This is a genomic window from Dehalococcoides mccartyi 195, from assembly GCF_000011905.1.
Classification (GTDB): domain Bacteria; phylum Chloroflexota; class Dehalococcoidia; order Dehalococcoidales; family Dehalococcoidaceae; genus Dehalococcoides; species Dehalococcoides mccartyi.
Window position 1 is genome coordinate 1,041,853 of sequence record NC_002936.3, and the last position, 15,532, is coordinate 1,057,384.

15 protein-coding genes and 1 pseudogene are annotated in these 15,532 nt (G+C 50.4%); 4 read left to right on the forward strand and 12 right to left on the reverse strand.

Annotated elements, in window-relative coordinates:
* Nucleotides 1-35 precede the first annotated feature (35 nt).
* The 4 genes from DET_RS05890 to DET_RS05905 are packed head-to-tail and all read left to right on the forward strand — an operon-like array spanning nt 36 to nt 3,517.
* Nucleotides 36-584, forward strand: coding sequence for a cob(I)yrinic acid a,c-diamide adenosyltransferase (locus DET_RS05890; RefSeq protein ID WP_010936832.1), 549 nt, complete (start codon nt 36-38; stop codon nt 582-584).
* Nucleotides 584-1,360, forward strand: coding sequence for a carbon-nitrogen hydrolase family protein (locus tag DET_RS05895; protein WP_010936833.1), 777 nt, complete (start codon nt 584-586; stop codon nt 1,358-1,360). The genes DET_RS05890 and DET_RS05895 overlap by 1 nt, the downstream gene beginning before the upstream one ends.
* A 39-nt stretch (nt 1,361-1,399) precedes the next feature.
* The gene (locus tag DET_RS05900; RefSeq protein WP_010936834.1) at nt 1,400-2,845 is read left to right on the forward strand and encodes a glycosyltransferase; all 1,446 of its coding nucleotides are present in this window, start codon (nt 1,400-1,402) and stop codon (nt 2,843-2,845) included.
* Between the two features lie 9 nt (nt 2,846-2,854).
* Nucleotides 2,855-3,517: a hypothetical protein gene (locus DET_RS05905; protein WP_010936835.1), complete on the forward strand. Its 663-nt coding sequence runs from the start codon at nt 2,855-2,857 to the stop codon at nt 3,515-3,517.
* On the opposite strand, the gene DET_RS05910 is transcribed toward DET_RS05905, so the two are convergent.
* The 12 genes and pseudogenes from DET_RS05910 to nifK form a co-directional block, all read right to left on the reverse strand.
* Entirely contained in the window at nt 3,514-4,335 is an 822-nt protein-coding gene (locus DET_RS05910; protein ID WP_010936836.1) for a PrsW family intramembrane metalloprotease, read from the reverse strand. The genes DET_RS05905 and DET_RS05910 overlap by 4 nt on opposite strands.
* Nucleotides 4,336-4,739: 404 nt before the next feature.
* A complete protein-coding gene (locus tag DET_RS05915) occupies nt 4,740-5,483 on the reverse strand; it encodes a response regulator transcription factor (protein WP_010936837.1) in 744 nt (247 codons plus the stop codon).
* A gap of 234 nt (nt 5,484-5,717) precedes the next feature.
* Complete coding sequence (locus DET_RS05920; protein WP_326923793.1) at nt 5,718-7,997, reverse strand: GNAT family N-acetyltransferase; 2,280 nt, start codon at nt 7,995-7,997, stop codon at nt 5,718-5,720.
* Nucleotides 7,998-8,393: pseudogene (locus DET_RS08795) on the reverse strand (CoA-binding protein); the annotation flags it as partial. It abuts the gene before it with no gap.
* A 318-nt stretch (nt 8,394-8,711) separates the two neighbouring features.
* Nucleotides 8,712-9,119, reverse strand: a complete 408-nt coding sequence (locus tag DET_RS05925) for a Fur family transcriptional regulator (protein ID WP_010936839.1) — start codon at nt 9,117-9,119, stop codon at nt 8,712-8,714.
* A gap of 82 nt (nt 9,120-9,201) precedes the next feature.
* Nucleotides 9,202-10,032 (reverse strand): radical SAM protein, encoded by an 831-nt coding sequence (locus tag DET_RS05930; protein ID WP_010936840.1) that lies wholly within the window; start codon nt 10,030-10,032, stop codon nt 9,202-9,204.
* A 96-nt stretch (nt 10,033-10,128) separates the two neighbouring features.
* Nucleotides 10,129-10,623: a GNAT family N-acetyltransferase gene (locus tag DET_RS05935; protein WP_010936841.1), complete on the reverse strand. Its 495-nt coding sequence runs from the start codon at nt 10,621-10,623 to the stop codon at nt 10,129-10,131.
* A 14-nt stretch (nt 10,624-10,637) separates the two neighbouring features.
* On the reverse strand, nt 10,638-10,940 hold the full coding sequence (locus tag DET_RS05940; protein ID WP_010936842.1) for a (2Fe-2S) ferredoxin domain-containing protein: 303 nt from the start codon (nt 10,938-10,940) through the stop codon (nt 10,638-10,640).
* Nucleotides 10,941-10,979: 39 nt separating this feature from the next.
* Nucleotides 10,980-11,384 (reverse strand): NifB/NifX family molybdenum-iron cluster-binding protein, encoded by a 405-nt coding sequence (locus DET_RS05950; RefSeq protein ID WP_010936843.1) that lies wholly within the window; start codon nt 11,382-11,384, stop codon nt 10,980-10,982.
* Between the two features lie 17 nt (nt 11,385-11,401).
* The gene (locus DET_RS05955; RefSeq protein WP_010936844.1) at nt 11,402-12,757 is read right to left on the reverse strand and encodes a nitrogenase component 1; all 1,356 of its coding nucleotides are present in this window, start codon (nt 12,755-12,757) and stop codon (nt 11,402-11,404) included.
* Entirely contained in the window at nt 12,754-14,118 is a 1,365-nt protein-coding gene (gene nifE, locus DET_RS05960; protein ID WP_010936845.1) for a nitrogenase iron-molybdenum cofactor biosynthesis protein NifE, read from the reverse strand. The genes DET_RS05955 and nifE overlap by 4 nt, the downstream gene beginning before the upstream one ends.
* A 10-nt stretch (nt 14,119-14,128) precedes the next feature.
* Nucleotides 14,129-15,514, reverse strand: a complete 1,386-nt coding sequence (gene nifK / locus DET_RS05965; RefSeq protein ID WP_010936846.1) for a nitrogenase molybdenum-iron protein subunit beta — start codon at nt 15,512-15,514, stop codon at nt 14,129-14,131.
* Between the last annotated feature and the right edge of the window lie 18 nt (nt 15,515-15,532).

The following is a 15,532-nucleotide window of genomic DNA, read 5'->3' on the forward strand; positions in this document are numbered from 1 at the left end:
ATAACAATGGTCTGAATATTTGCAGGAGTTGAAAAGTGAATGATACCCCACAAACGGCTAAGTACCATACAGGTCTTGTTCAGATATTTACCGGAGACGGCCGGGGCAAAACCTCGGCGGCTCTGGGTACAGTTATGCGGGCATCCGGTTACGGACTAAAGGCCTACATAGTCTTTTTCTTAAAGGGCCTTCACGAAGGCGGCGAATACAATTCGCTGAAGCGGCTGCCGGGGATAGATTACGCTATTTTCGGCCGGAGTGATTTTATGGGGCCGCAGTATACCACTCAGGCAGATTTGGACTACGCCCGACAGGCCTTAGCGGAAGCAAAGAAGGTGATTTTAAGCGGTGAATATGATGTAGTCATGCTGGACGAAATAAACACCGCCTCTGCCTGGAAGCTTATAAATGTAGAAGATGTGGTTGAACTGGTAAAATCCAAACCGGAAAAAGTGGAACTGATACTCACCGGACGCCATGCGGATACCCGTCTGGTAGTGCTGGCAGACCAGGTAACCGAACTGGTGAACCGTAAACACCCCTTTGAAAAAGGAGTGGATGCAAGACAGGGGATAGATTACTAATGACTGAAACATTTAAAGTAGCCATGCTGCATATAGAGCCCAAAACCGCAGATATTGAAGCCAACCGTACCCTAATTTCAAATTCCCTCCGCAAAGCCGCTCTGGCCGGGGTAAAATGGGTGCTGACCCCTGAAATGGCCGTCTCAGGCTATTTTTTTGAAGAAGTCATAGGCACAAAATGGATATCTCCCCAGCCCGACCGGTGGCTGACAGAAATAATGGAGTTATGTAAATCTCTGGATATAGGGGTATTCCTCTCCTACCCGGAAAGAGAGCTCTCCAGCGGTAAATGCTATAACTGCTTGTTTGCCATAAACCGTAAAGGCGAACTGGCAGGCAAACACGCTAAAATAGAAGTACACCCCGGTGCGGAGGAAGGCTGGTCAAGCCCCGGAAACAGCCTTTCAGTCTTTGAGATGGACGGGTGCAAGCTGGGTATGCTTATCTGTGCGGACACTTATGACGGCAAACATGCCGGGATACTTGCCGGGCAGGGTGCAAAGCTTATTATTGCGGCGGCAGCCTGGGGCAGTAAATACCCGCCGGAGGAGCGCTGGAAGAAACGCACGGTTGAAACAGGTCTGCCCCTCTGGGTGTGCAACCGTACAGGCCGGGAAAAGCAGGTTGATTTCACTCAGGCCAGAAGCGTGGTAGTTGAAGACGGGGTTGAAAAGCTGGTTTATATAGGGGAGAAATCAGCTATGCTTGTTTTTGACTTTGACCCCGGCTCTAAAAGAACACTAAGCCAGACCTTCAGGATTATTGATATACCTTAGCTATGACATATTTTGACATATAGGCTATAATAACGCCGTATGATCAGTGTTGTATTACCTGCATGCAATGAAGAGAAATTTCTTCCCCGCAGTCTTGACAGCCTGTGCCGGCAAGATTTCGGCAGTTATGAAGTTATCGTAGTAGTAAACGGCAGCACCGACAAAACCGCCCTGGTTGCCCGTAAATACCCCGTAAAGATACTGCACTGCGAGAAACACAGTGCCTTTTATGCCCGGCAAATAGGTGCGGAAGCTGCTTCAGGTGAAATAATAGTTCAGGCAGATGCTGACACCATCTACCCGCCGGACTGGCTTTCCCTTATCTATGCGGATTTCAAACGCCAGCCTTCTGCCGTAGTCGTAGCCGTAGCCGGGGTTTACAAATATGCTGACCCGCCTTGGTGGGCATTTCTGGAGTATTTTCTGCGGCTGGTATGCAATACCTATACCCGGCTGTTTCATGGCCGCCCTATGCTCATTTCAGGGGCGAATTTTGCCTTTAAACGCCACGTATTTGAAAGAATAGGCGGATACCACGTAAGTGCCTTTTCAGCAGACCAATATGATATCTCCACCCGCTTAAGCAGACAGGGCAAAGTCCTCCTGGACCGCCGCCTGATAGCCCTTACCTCTGCCCGGAGGGTCAAAAAACCGTTCCTCAGGATACTGCGGGATGTATTTAATAATATTGCTATGGTAACCGGCTGGGTATTAGAGCATATAAGCCAGTTTTTCCGCAGCCTGTACCGCAGTCCCAGCTTTTTTCATTCAGTCAAAAATACCTTACCCATACTAGGCTTAGTAGGCATACTCTTCTGGGGGTATGCCAGCCCTTCGTCACAGCTGTTCGGCAAAGTTTATTTTGAGGGTGACGGTCAGGGTAAAAATATTGCCCTGACGTTTGAGGACGGCCCCAGCCCCGAATATACCGGCGCAATCCTGGACATACTAGATAAGTACAATATAAAGGCAACCTTTTTTGTGGTGGGCAAACAGGTGGAAGTTTACCCTGAACTAACCAGGGAAATACTTGAACGCGGGCATATACTGGGTAACCACTCTTACAGCCATGATGCCAACCATGCCCTGTCTGATTTCGGTTCAAAAGATATGCTAAGGTGTGCCGAAGTCATCTGCCAATATACCGGCATTACTCCCTGTTTGTACCGCCCGCCATATGGGAAAAGCTCCCCCTGGGAACTGTCGGCTACTAAGGAAATGAATATGATAACGGTCAACTGGAGCTATGCGGTAGAGGGTGACAGTCTGGCCGAAACTGACAACGCCGTTTCCAAGGTACTTGATGAAATAAACCCCGGCTGTATTCTGCTGCTCCATGACGGATACGGCATAGACTCCAACAGCCTTGAATCTGACTGCCAGCTGACTCTCAAAGTGCTGGACAGCCTTATATCAAACCTGCTCAAGCAGGGCTACAATTTTGTGACCGTACCCGTCTTACTGGGCACGAATGCTTACAGTTAGGTATATTTAATGGATTTTGAAACCTTAATTAACCAGAGCGTTGCCATGCTCTCCGAATTTAATCTGGTAGTTTTACTGGTACTTTTCGGGGTCTGTTTTATCAGTGAAACTGTAGGGCTGACCATACCATACCTCTTGGAAACAGCCTGGCTGATGGGCGGATATCAGGTGGCTAACGGAGAGCTTTCCTTATGGCTGCTTATTTTGCTGATACTGGTAGCTCAGGCCGGACGGCAGATAGGGGCTTTGGCATTGTCACGTTTGGGAATGGTAGGCAGCGGCCCTATAGAAAGGTTTATCACTTTCCTCCGCACCAGAACTCCGCTTAAAAAGATGTCGGAATCCCCGGCCTTGCAGAGGGTAAACCTGTATTCGCCCTTTGCCATAGCAGTAGGCAGGTTTATGTGGCTGCGCATACCGCTGACACTGCTCATGGGAGCCAAACGCAAAACCAAGGTACTCATGCTGGGAGTGCTGATATCCGGCCTTTTTTATGATGCCCTTTACGTTATCTTCGGGGCAGTAGTGGGCAAGGTATTCACCTTAAACCCAGTCCAGATGGTAATCATCTTCACCGGAGGGCTGACACTTCTGTATATAGGCACATTTGCCATTCAGCAGGTTGTAAGCCGTCTTAAAAATAAACCCCCAAACACCAGCCGGGGAGTTTAAACCGAAAAATCCTCCCGGCGCAACTGGTAGCGGGCATGGCGTATAGCCCTTACTAGTAACAGCAAACTTAATGCGGCCACCGCCAGCAGCACTACCGCCGCCCAGACACCGGGCAGATTCAGCCCGCTGGCTATATCCCAGACAATATGCAGTGCCACAGCCAGCATAAAAGCCAGTATAACTGCCAGATTAAGCGGCCCTCTGCCATATTCGGCGCGCTGTCTCCACAGCACGGCACAGACTATACCAGTCCAGGCGGCATGCCCGGCAGGTGAAAACAAGCCCCGGAAAAGAAGCACCTGCTCCAAGATATTTATATCCCCCTGGCTCTGGATAAGGCTAACCACCCCATAACCCATCGTTTCCAAAGCGGCAAAGCCCATTCCGGCTGCCACTCCGAATAAAACCCCGTTAGCCTCAGCCCGGAAACCTCCGCCCCAGAAAAGCAGCATCGGGAATATCAGTTTGGCAGCTTCTTCAATAACTCCCACCACAAACAACCCTGACAGGTTCAGGTTGGAGACAGTAGCATATTCCAGCAAACCTGCCATAATCAGCCCGATTATCCCGCCCACAAAGAAACTGGCCAGCACCCAGCGGATATTTTTGTTCGCCAGAGGCAAACGCTCATAGATAAATACGACAAAGGTTACCGGCATGATAAAGGCACCCAGCACTACCAGTAGCGGCAAAAAGTTAGCCCCGCCGGTCAGCTTGATAAGCTGGTCGGCAACTAAAAACAGTCCCAGCCCGCCTACCAGTACCCAGGTCCAGCGGTAAGTGGTCAGATAGGTTTTAATTTTCTTCAGGTAGTTCATATCTGTTAGTATAAGCCTAACACTGGAAAGCCGCCCCTTCAATCACCCATATGGTTAAAACATAAATATTCATTAAATCTTTTAAATATCCAAACTAAAAATACTATAATTCTTCGCCTCTAAAGATATAACGCACAGACAGGCCAGAAGATGGCAAAAGTATCTTAAATACTGCGGTAATACCACCAAGCTTACCGTACAGCCAATATCTCTGATACCCAAAAAGAATTAAGCGTCTTTATAAATTAAACAGATTGCTTATGCCAGCCGGTAAAGAGGTCTCGAGTGACTATAAAAAATGATGGCAGTGCGGAATGTTCGGCTATCTCAAGATATAGCGGGGATTAAGGTCTTACCGCCGCAAGCGGCAAGACCAAAATATTTGAATATTTAAACCGATACAGCTAAACAAGCCCGAACTTGACAGCCGCAATACCCGCCAGAGTCCGGTTGGAAACGTTGAGTTTGCTTAGAATACTTTTAACATATTTCTTGATGGTGATTTCAGCATAATCCATATTAACGCTGATTTCCTTGTTGGTATAACCGCGCGCCACCATAATAAGTATCTCCAGTTCACGCGGGGAAAGCACGTCCTGAGGTACGATACTTACTGCTGAAGACGAGTGTTCACTGCTTAAATTCTGTCTTTCAGCCCGTATATTTAAAGCTTTGATCATTTTTTTAGAGGCATTTTCAAGTAATTTTTCCTGCCAGACACTGCCGCCGCAAGCTACAACCCTGATAGTGTTGGAAAGAAGCTCAGGCGAAGAGTTTTTAGTCAAAAACCCATTTATACTGTTAGCCAAAGCATCGGCTGTATATTGTTCAGCCTCGTACTCGGTAAGAAATATAACCCTGGCCGGAGGATATACGGCCTTCAGCTGGCGGCTCAGCTCACATCCGCACATACCGGATATGGTAACATCCATTACAATAACCTGGGGTTTTAGTTCCTGTACCAGCTTGATAGCATCCGAGGCATTATCCGCCTCGCCCACTATCTCAATATCTGCTTCGCATCGCAGCATTTTACGCAAGCCTTCTCTGGCAACTTCGTGGTCATCCGCCAACAGGATTTTGACAGGTGAAGGACAGTGCCCTGCCCTGGCAGAGGGTTTGCCGGGTTTCAAGGTTATCTTATTCACAGCCTTTATTACCTCTTTAGATGTATGCAAAGACATGAATATGCCTTGTGTCAATGCAGCCGCAGCATTCCTCATAATACTACGTACAACTACGGAATAAAAGACCTGATTTTCATTTTCAGCCCGGAATTGCCCGTCAGCGACTGAATTTATCCAATAATACTCATTAAAAAAGGAGGCTACGGATATCCGTAGCCTCCTTAACCATTACTCCTAAACGCTTTGGCTGTATTTTTAGAGTTCCATATTAACTTTGTATTCGGTGGACTTGTCTTTCTTGATATTAAAACCGAAATCTTTACACAGATTCAGCATAACCACATTTTCGGCCAGTACCACACCATACAAATTCTTCAGGCCCTTTTCGCGGCCAATGCCAATCAGCATATCCAGCAGTTTAGCCCCCAGCTCATGGTGCTGGAAGTCATCTGCCACCAGTACTGAGAACTCACCGCTCTGGCCGCTGTGGTCAATTATCAGCCGGCCTACGCCCACGTTGCGTTTCTTGCCCTTGTCATTATATTCGGCAATAATGGCCATTTCGCGGTCATAATCAATATTGCAGAAACGCACCAGCAGGGAATGGTTAATGTCCTTGAGTATGTGGAAGAAGCGCATACGCGAAGATTCTTCGGACAAGCCTTCCAGCAGAGCTTTTTCCATAGGCTCGTCTTCAGGGCGGATAGGCCTGAGGATAACATCACGCCCGTCCTTGGTATGCCACGGCTTGATATACTTGGCCGGATACGGGGTAATAATAAGGTGGTTATGGTCACCCGCCGGGTTCTTGATATATTCTTCGTCTATTATTATGCGGGCATCCAGGGCAATGGCCTCTGAACCCAGCAGTGCCAGCGGGTTAATATCAATCTCCATAATCTCAGGGAAATCCACCAGCAAGTTGGAGAACTTAACCAGAGTTTCCTCAAGCAAACGCAGATTCGCCGGGGGTTTGGTGCGGAAGCCCTTGTAGAGCATTTCGTAGATTTTAGTGCCTTCCATGACCCGTCTGGCAAGCACCTGATTAAGGGGCGGCAGACCCACAGCCACATCCTTTTGGAATTCGGCTTCAATACCGCCGGAGCCAAACAGAATAACCGGCCCGAAGACCGGGTCTTTCTTTGAGCCGATAATCAGCTCGTAGTCATATTTGTCTACCATGCGCTGCAGGGTCACGCCCTCAATATTAGCCTCAGGACAGGCCACCTTTACATTTTCCATCATGGTGGCAAAGGCTTTTTCAACCTCGGCCTCGGTTTTAAGCCCCAGGATAACCCCGCCCACGTCTGATTTATGGGAAATATCCGGCGAAGCAATCTTCATCACCACCGGGAAACGCAGGGCGGACGCAATCTGGGCGGCATCTTTGCCATCCCGTGCCAAAAACGGTACGGTAGCATCAATGCCGTAGGCCTGAAGGAACTTCTTGGATTCAGTTTCGGAAAGAAGAGTGCGCCCTTCGCTGGCCACCTTCTTGAGAATAGTCCGTATGTACTCTTTGGAAGGGTCTACGTCTACTGCCAGCTCTTCGGGGGTTTCATACAGGTTTTCAAGGCCGCGGGCATAGCGGTACATGAAAATATAACCCTTAACCGCCTCTTCGGGGAACTCAAAACTGGGTATATTGTTCTGATAGAAGAGCTTCCGCGCCTCGGCCACGTTGGCATCACCCATCCACGAGGTAAGCACCGGTTTCTTGCTCTTCTTGGCAATTTTGACAATAGTTTTGGCAATATCCAGAGGATTAGCCGCACCCTGGGGGGTATAAATAACCACTACACCGTCCACCCCGGGGTCTTTAATGGCGGCTTCAAGGGTGACTGCATACCTTTCGGGGTCGGCATCCCCCAGAATATCCATGGGGTTGCCTTTACTCCATGAGGGAGGTAGAACCGGATTCAGGGCGGTAACTGTTTCGTCAGTTATATGGGCCAGTTTGCCCTTCTGTTCCATAAGGGAGTCGGTAGCCAGTACGGCGGGACCGCCGGCATTGGTCACAATAGCCAGGTTCGGCCCCTTGGGCAGATTTGAGGTATTTAAAATAGCGGCACAGCTGAAGAGGTCACCGATATTATCCACCCGGACCACGCCTGCCCGCTGGAAAATAGCGTCCACAAACATGGCATTACCCACCATTGAGCCGGTGTGGGATTTGGCGGCCTGAGCGCTCTCTTCAAAGCGGCCGGGTTTGATAACGATAATGGGCTTGGTGCGGGCAAAACCACGGGCGGCACTCATGAATTTCTTGGCTTCACCCATGGTCTCCAGATATACAATAATACTCTTGGTATTTTCATCAGTACCAAAGTAATCAATCAAATCACCGAAATTGACATCCATCATAGAGCCGATGGAAGCAAACCCTGAAAAGCCCACATTCCGGGCAATAGCCCAGTCAAGTACGGCCGAGCCCAAAGCACCGCTCTGTGAGAGGAAAGCCACATTGCCGGGCTTAGGCATTTCCATACGGGCAAAGGTAGCGTTGAAACCGCTTGCGGGGCTCATGGTACCCATACAGTTAGGGCCGATAATACGTATGCCGTACTGCTTGGCAATTTCGGCAATTTTCTCTTCAAGGGCTTTGCCCTCAGGGCCAACCTCTTTGAAACCAGCCGAAATGATAATAACAGACTTGGTGCCTACTTTGCCGGCATCTTCTATAACCTGGGGTACAAACTTGGCAGGGACTACCACCAGTACCAGTTCAGGCACTTCGGGCAAATCTTTGAGGGCCGGATAACATTTCTATTCCAGTACGGATTCCCGGTTCGGGTTAACAGGATAAACAGCCCTTCGGTCTTTACCTTTAATAAGATTCTGAAGAATAATTTTGCCGGTAGAACCTTCTTTGTCAGTTGCGCCTACCAGAGCTACGCTCTTAGGGTTGAAAAATAGCTTGATCTTGTCCACGTTTCTCCTTTAGTAAATTACTTGTGGGCAAACAGGCTGATAGAGCCGAGGCAAAAGGCCGTTACGGGTAAAAAATAAAAAAACTTCCCCCTCGGTATTTTTCTGCCCAGTGACGATGTGCCATAGAATACCATGTCCCATACTATTTTTTCAAAGTTTTAGCCAAGTTATTTAAGCGCTTAAGGCAGTTTTCCCAAAATCACGGAAAAATAAATTAGCCGCCGGGCTTACGGGCAGGATTAGGCTCATTATCAGCAAACCGGCATTAACCCAAAAAATGCAGACAGCCAAAAACCAGGCTGTAAAAGCGGAGGGTTGTTACTTGCGGCAGTCAGCACACAGGCCGTTTATGACCATGTGGCTCAGGTTGGGATTAAACCCGTACTTGGACTGAATATCTTCACGCAGGGAGCTAAGCATATCATCACTGCATTCTATCCGCCGTCCGCAGCGGCTGCAAACCAGATGATGGTGATGCCCTTCGTCAGCATGGTGATAAATAGTCCGGTCATCCATCTTGCTTTTTACCACACAGCCGGTGTTTTCCAAAAGCTCCAGAGTGCGGTAAACGGTGGAACGGTTGATATCCGGAAATTTTTCCTGAACCTTGCTTATTATCTCCTCGGCAGTCAGGTGGGAAGGATACGAGTGAATAACATCCACCACCAACTTGCGCTGGAGAGTGAGCTTGTAACCGGCGTTTTTCAGAATATTTATGCAACTCATAGCTGAATTATCCTGTTGCATTATAACAAGCATATATCAGATGTCAAGCAAATGCCGCCGGACAGAATAACCCGGCCGGAAATTAACAGGCAAACAGCGTTTCTTTATTTCCCAACAGCCCCACCGCATCAGCCCGGCACTGCTGGCAATGATGTATCTGCCGGATATATTCAGCACACTCAGTGCGGATTTTGTGGTGGAGCACCATAGAAACCGGGGTTAAGTCAGCAAACTTAGCCTGGGGAATAAGAGGCATAATATTCATAACCGAAACCCCCATATCCCCCAGCAGACGGGCTAAAAAGGGCATTTCGTGTTCGTTTATGCCGGGCAGCAAGACCGAATTGACCTTAACCCTTATACCCCGCTCCACCGCCTGCCGGATACCGGCCAGCTGCTTATCACGGAGAAGCGCAGCCGCCTCTATACCTCTTAACACCTCTCCCCCATAGGATACATAATCGTAAATACGGGCGCCGCTGGATTCATTAAGAGTGTTAACCGTAACTGTCAGCGAATCCAGCCCGGCATCTGTCAGAAGGTCTATTTTATCTGAAAGAAGCAGGCCGTTGGTGCTTAAGCAGAGTGATAAATCCGGAAAATTCTGCCTGACCATCTGTAAGGTTTCAAAAGTGGCCTGGTTGGACAGGGGGTCACCCGGTCCGGCAATACCCACTACCTGAATACGCGGCTCGGCCGCCACTGCCTCCCTGACCAGCCGCAGAGCTTCAATAGGGGTAATCACCCGTGAGGCAACCCCGGGGCGGCTTTCATTGGCACAGTCATATTTGCGGGTGCAGTAGTTGCACTTTATATTACAGCGGGGCGCAACCGCCAGATGAATACGCCCAACCGAAGACCTGCTTGCCATATCAAAGCAGGGATGCCCCATACTTTTGTTACATTCACCCATGCTGCCTTTACCCCTACTTTCTGTTTAAATCTGAGCCTATATAATAACTATAGAACTGCAAGGTTTCGGCCAAATTTACAAAGTGTTAAATCCTTGTTAACTAAGGTTCTTGGGGCTGCCCGCCAGACCGGCCGAACCCAGATTTCTCCGCAAACAGACCATATTTGTTCTTTGCCAATCACAGGCCCGGTAGAAACCCTGAGCCGGTAAATTCCGCGAATCAGCCAGAAGCTGGAGGCGGGAAAACCCTTTAGAAAGCGCCCAGTCTTCAGCAGCTTCAAGCAAAATCCTGCCCACTCCCCGGCCGCGGAAGGCTTCGCTTACCACCATATCCTCCAGCAGACCGGAGGGACAACCTTCGGCTGTGGAAATGATGGTCTGAACAGTACACATTCCCGCTACCCGGCCGCCTATCTCAGCCACCAGAACAATAGCCGAAGGCTGTTCCAGCAGTTTAAGCAGACCGGCCTGCTGTTTGGACTGATTAAAAGTAAAATCAGTCTCTATCAGGAAAAGGTCCTGAAGCAGGGCCACCATCTGGCTGACGTCAGATGGAATTGCCGGGCGGATAATGCAGTCTTGGCGGGACATAATAGTCTTGAGCCTCAGCTAAGACACAACTCGGAGGCAGCCTGGCCATCCTCCAGCGCATCCAGAATGATATCCAGCTTGGCAGTATCTACTTCGCCATACCACCAGCCGGGCGGGTAAATAACCATAGCCGGCCCGTGTTCACAGGATTTGAGACAGCCGGTGCTGGAAACAAGCACATTCAGACCCCGGTCAATTATTTCGTTTTCCAGATAACCCAGCAGGTCAGCCGCCCCTTTACGGTTACAGATACCCTGAGGGTCACCGTTTACACGGAAACTGTTGCAAACAAGTATGTGATAATCAGGGGTTTTCATAAGAATCAAACTCCTTTAAGTCAGATATTTTTATTAAATTCAGCCGCAGCCCATACCGCCTTCACCGCTCATAGCCCGGCGGCATCCCCGGGCAACCCGGCGCGGCATCCGGAGGGCCTTGCCCTGCCAGATAGCTTCCAGAGCATATTCCACCAGACCTTCTACTTCGTATATAGCCAGGCCGGAATCACTCAAAATCCCGTTCGGGGTTTCGCCTATTCCGTTTACCAGCAAGGCCTGACAGTCCCCGATAATCTCTGCCAGCTTTTTCCAGCGCTCTTCACCCCCGCCCTTTTCCGGAGTGGGGCGGGTTTCGGCAAATACATAACCGGAGTCTGTCCGCTGGTATATAAACAGCTGCTCAGCCATACCCAGATGCTGGTTAACCAGCACCCCTTCATAACTGGCCACTGCCACTTTATCCCGAACCGCTGCCTCAGACATTTTGCGTTCCCTCCTGCTTACATATAGCTGTAGCCAATGTCCGACTCATCCTGGCGGTGTTCCAGCAGGGCATTGACAATACGGTCAAACAGCTCCTGAGTGCCGGCATAACCGACACACCTAAGGCGCGCTCCCCCCAGCCGGTCATGCACCGGAAAACCCAGCCTCACCAAGGGCACACCCAGTAAGCGGGCCAGCTTATAGCCCTTGCTGCTGCCGATAAAGATATCCGGCTTAAGTTCAGTTGCCAGGGTTTCAATATCCGCAAAATCTGCCCCTTCCAGCACCACCGCCTTTTCAACCCCGGCCAGCAAATCCTCCGCTTGCCCGGCCAGATTGCCCCCTTTGTCAGCAGTACACAGCACCGGCACCATGCCTATTTCAGCCAGAAAACGCCCGATACCCATAACAAAGTCGGCATCCCCGTAGACCAGGGCTTTACGGCCAAACACATATTTATGGGCATCCACATAGGCATCCAGCAGCCGCCCCCGCTCACGGGTATAGCCTTCCGGCAGCGGCCGCCCGGCATAGCCGGAAAGCAAATCCATAAATTCATCTGCCGCCCGCACACCCACCGGCAACCCGATACGGTAAGCCGGAAGGCCGTGGCACTTTTCCAGAAAAGAGGCGGCTGACAGCTGGGGGTCTGAAAAGCGGCAGAGCTCTATACTGGCCTTTGCCCCGCCCATACCTTTCAGCACAGAGACCGGGGTACCGCCCTCAGGGAAGCAGTGGTATTCAGGCCAGCTTACCCCGTCAAGCGTATCCGAATAGTCAGGCAAAAGAGCGGCAGATATACCCAAATCCTGACAGATGCGCTTTATATAGCGGATATCTGCCGGAGATATCATTCCGGGCATTATGTTTATGCCGCCATGTTCTTCTTTTTTCACAGCCAGAGCCTTAGCGGTTGCCAGAACAGCCTTGTGAAAACCGGTCAGGTGTGAACCGGCATAACTGGGGGTAGAAGCGAAAACCAGCTGGGTCTCACCCAAATCAACGCTTTGGCGGAATTCTTCTATTAAGGCCGGCACATTTTCACCAATGGTTTCTGAAAGGCAGGTGCTGGCAATACCTATAAGGTCAGGCTGATATTGAGAAATAACATTTTTCAAGCCGCAAAAAAGGTTATCCTTGCCCCCGAAGACAGTGGCCTCTTCTCCAAAGGAAGAGGAAGCAATATCCATAGGCTCGCGGAAATGGCTGATAGTATAACGGCGGATATAGGTTGCACAGCCCTGCCCGCCGTGAAGATAAGGCAGACAGCGGGCTATCCCCGAAAAGGCAATGCTTGCCCCAAGAGGTGCGCATAAATAACAGGCGTTACGGGTAGCCTCGTGAGGGGCAGTTTGATAATCAGAAACAGTCATGTCTGTTCACCCCCGGTATGCAGGCGGCGTCTGGGCATTAGAGACCAGACCGGGCTGCAAACTGAGGTATACACTTCGCGCGCAAAATTAAGCATGCCGCTGTATCCGGCCAGACAAATTTTGCGTTCATGGTTATGGTCACAAAAGCCCACCCCCAGCTTATAGGCAATGGGTCTTTCCTTGACCCCGCCGATAATCAAATCAACCCCTTTTTCCTGCACATATTTAGCCAGCTCCAGCGGGTTGGTATCGTCCAGCAGCACGGTGTCTTCGTCACACAAATCCGCCAGCTGGCGGTAGTCATCTTTATCTCCTGTTTGGGAACCGGCTACCACTGTTTTAATCCCCAGCGTCCGCAGGGAGCGTACCATGGAAAACACCTTGAAAGCCCCTCCGGTGTAGACCAGCGCTCTGGCCCCCTCCAGCTTCCGCCGGTATTCCCGCAGTTCGGGCATTATAGAGGCTACTTCCTGCGAAACCAGCTCCCGGGTACGGCTAAGCATGGCCTCATCTCCCAGCTTTTCCGCCACCTCGTACAGGGCTTTAGACATATCTTCAATACCGAAATAGGAAACCCTGAGGTAAGGAATACCATACTTTTCCTGCATCATTCTGGCTAATGCCATCATAGAGCCGGAACACTGGACTACGTTCAGACTAGCCCCGTGGGCACGGCGGATTTCATCTACCCGGCCATCTCCGGTTATAGTTGAAACTACCTGTATACCCATCCGCCGATAGTATTCCTTTATCTGCCAGATTTCACCGGCTATATTAAAGTCTCCCAGAATATTCAGGCTCAGCTTGCTGATTCCGGCGGTATCAGCCGTACCTACCAGACGGCTCAGGGCCTGGCAGGCAGCCTGATAGCCGTTTTTCTTGGTACCCCTGAACCCTTCGGAATGAACCGGGATAACATCAATCCCTTTTTCCCGGCTAACAGTCCGGCAAACCGCCTCCACATCATCCCCGATAACCCCCACAATACAGGTGCTGTATACAAAGGCGGCTTTGGGATGATAAGTATCAATAAGCTCTGTCAGAACCCGGTAGAGTTTCTTTTCCCCTCCGAATATAACGTCCTTTTCCCTAAGGTCAGTTGAAAAACTCATCCGGTGCAGCTGCGGCCCGGAGGAAAGCGCCCCCCGTATATCCCAGGTATAGGCGGCACAACCTACCGGCCCGTGCACCAGATGCAGTGCGTCAGCAATGGGGTAAAGAACCACCCGTGAACCGCAAAACACACAGGCGCGCTGGCTTACCGAACCGGCCAGACTGGCCGTATCGCAGACCATATCAAAGCCGGCGGCCTTGCCGCCTTCGCGTACCTGTTGTTTACGGTCTTTCAGAATTTCAATCACTTTTGTTTACCTACATGACCAGCTCAAAAGATTCTTCTTTGCATTCGCGGTCTTTCTTATCCAAAAAGGCATTTAAAATCATTTCCAGCAAACGCATTGCCCCCCGATAGCCCACAACCGGGAAATACTGGTGGCCAACCCGGTCAAGAATGGGGAAGCCCAGCCGTACCAGCGGGGTATTTTCATCCCGGGCAATATACTTGCCGTAGGTATTGCCTATCAGCAGGTCTACCCCCTCCTGCTTTATCCACTGATGAAGGCGGTACATATCCGCCCCCGGCCCCTGGGCTATTTTGGCTTCGGGGACTGAATCCCCCAGCACTGCGGCCATTCTTTCTTCAAACCTTTTACCCGGCGTACCGGTCAGAACATATACCGGCTTCATATTAAGCAGCACCAGAAACTCGCTTAGGGCTACCAGCTGGTCAGGGTCTCCCCACAAAGCCACCCGCTTGCCGTAAGTGTACTGATGCAGGTTGGATATCAGATTTAGCAGGCGGCCGCGTTCTTCGGTAATGCTCTCAGGCACGTCAACATGAAAGCGCTTGCAAAGGGCATTTATAAAGCGGTCAGTTGCCTGCAGGCCGATGGGCAAATCCAGCAGGTCATAGGGCACTTTGCATTTTGAATCCAGCTGGAGTGCTGCCGGGCCGGAGGCCGCTTCACCCAAAGCAAAGGTGATTTTGCTGCGGCCGGTATCACGGAGCTGCTTAATAGTAGTTCCCCCGGCCGGAAAAAGCTCGGAATGACCGGTAAGGGGAGTATCCAGCACCCCGGAGGTATCCGGGAACATAATGTAATTTATGCCCATTGCCTCTACCAGGCGTTTAATTTCCCGCATATCCGCCGGTTCTACCCAACCCGGGATAATATTGGCGCGCCGCTCCGGCATGCCTTCAGCCGGTTCAGACAAATACTGCACCATGGATTTCACCATGTTGGCGAAACCGGTCACATGTGAGCCGGCATAGCTGGGGGTATTGGTATGGATAACCAGTTTTCCCTGCGGGATATGATTTTCTATTTTGGCCTTGCTGATAATCTGGGTAATATCATCACCGATAGTTTCAGACAAACAGGTAGTATGAACGGCAATAATATCCGGATTATAAACGCTGAATATATTGTCAATAGCCTGGAGCAGATTGGCCTGCCCGCCGAAGACGCTGGCCCCTTCGGTAAAGGAGCTGGTACCGCTAAGCACCTGCTCCTTATAGTGGCGGGTCAGGGTGCTGCGGTGATACGCACAGCACCCCTGTGAGCCGTGGCTGTGCGGCAGGCAGTTATGAATACCCAGCGCGGCATACATGGCCCCTATGGGCTGGCATGTTTTAGCCGGGTTAATTGTCAGTGCTTCACGGGGCGAATCCCCGGGTGCGGTATGTCTGAGTAACATAGACTAGTTTATCCCTCC

Excerpts from the sequence above, each read along its gene's own strand:
- DET_RS05900 (WP_010936834.1), top strand. The coding sequence starts at position 1,400 with ATGATCAGTGTTGTATTACCTGCATGCAATGAAGAGAAATTTCTTCCC.
- DET_RS05905 (WP_010936835.1), top strand. The coding sequence starts at position 2,855 with ATGGATTTTGAAACCTTAATTAACCAGAGCGTTGCCATGCTCTCCGAA.
- DET_RS05940 (WP_010936842.1), bottom strand. The coding sequence starts at position 10,940 with ATGAAAACCCCTGATTATCACATACTTGTTTGCAACAGTTTCCGTGTA.
- nifK (WP_010936846.1), bottom strand. The coding sequence starts at position 15,514 with ATGTTACTCAGACATACCGCACCCGGGGATTCGCCCCGTGAAGCACTG.
- DET_RS05935 (WP_010936841.1), bottom strand. The coding sequence starts at position 10,623 with ATGTCCCGCCAAGACTGCATTATCCGCCCGGCAATTCCATCTGACGTC.
- DET_RS05955 (WP_010936844.1), bottom strand. The coding sequence starts at position 12,757 with ATGACTGTTTCTGATTATCAAACTGCCCCTCACGAGGCTACCCGTAAC.
- DET_RS05920 (WP_326923793.1), bottom strand. The coding sequence starts at position 7,997 with ATGGGTACCATGAGCCCCGCAAGCGGTTTCAACGCTACCTTTGCCCGT.
- DET_RS05925 (WP_010936839.1), bottom strand. The coding sequence starts at position 9,119 with ATGAGTTGCATAAATATTCTGAAAAACGCCGGTTACAAGCTCACTCTC.
- DET_RS05950 (WP_010936843.1), bottom strand. The coding sequence starts at position 11,384 with ATGTCTGAGGCAGCGGTTCGGGATAAAGTGGCAGTGGCCAGTTATGAA.
- DET_RS05895 (WP_010936833.1), top strand. The coding sequence starts at position 584 with ATGACTGAAACATTTAAAGTAGCCATGCTGCATATAGAGCCCAAAACC.
- DET_RS05930 (WP_010936840.1), bottom strand. The coding sequence starts at position 10,032 with ATGGGTGAATGTAACAAAAGTATGGGGCATCCCTGCTTTGATATGGCA.
- DET_RS05910 (WP_010936836.1), bottom strand. The coding sequence starts at position 4,335 with ATGAACTACCTGAAGAAAATTAAAACCTATCTGACCACTTACCGCTGG.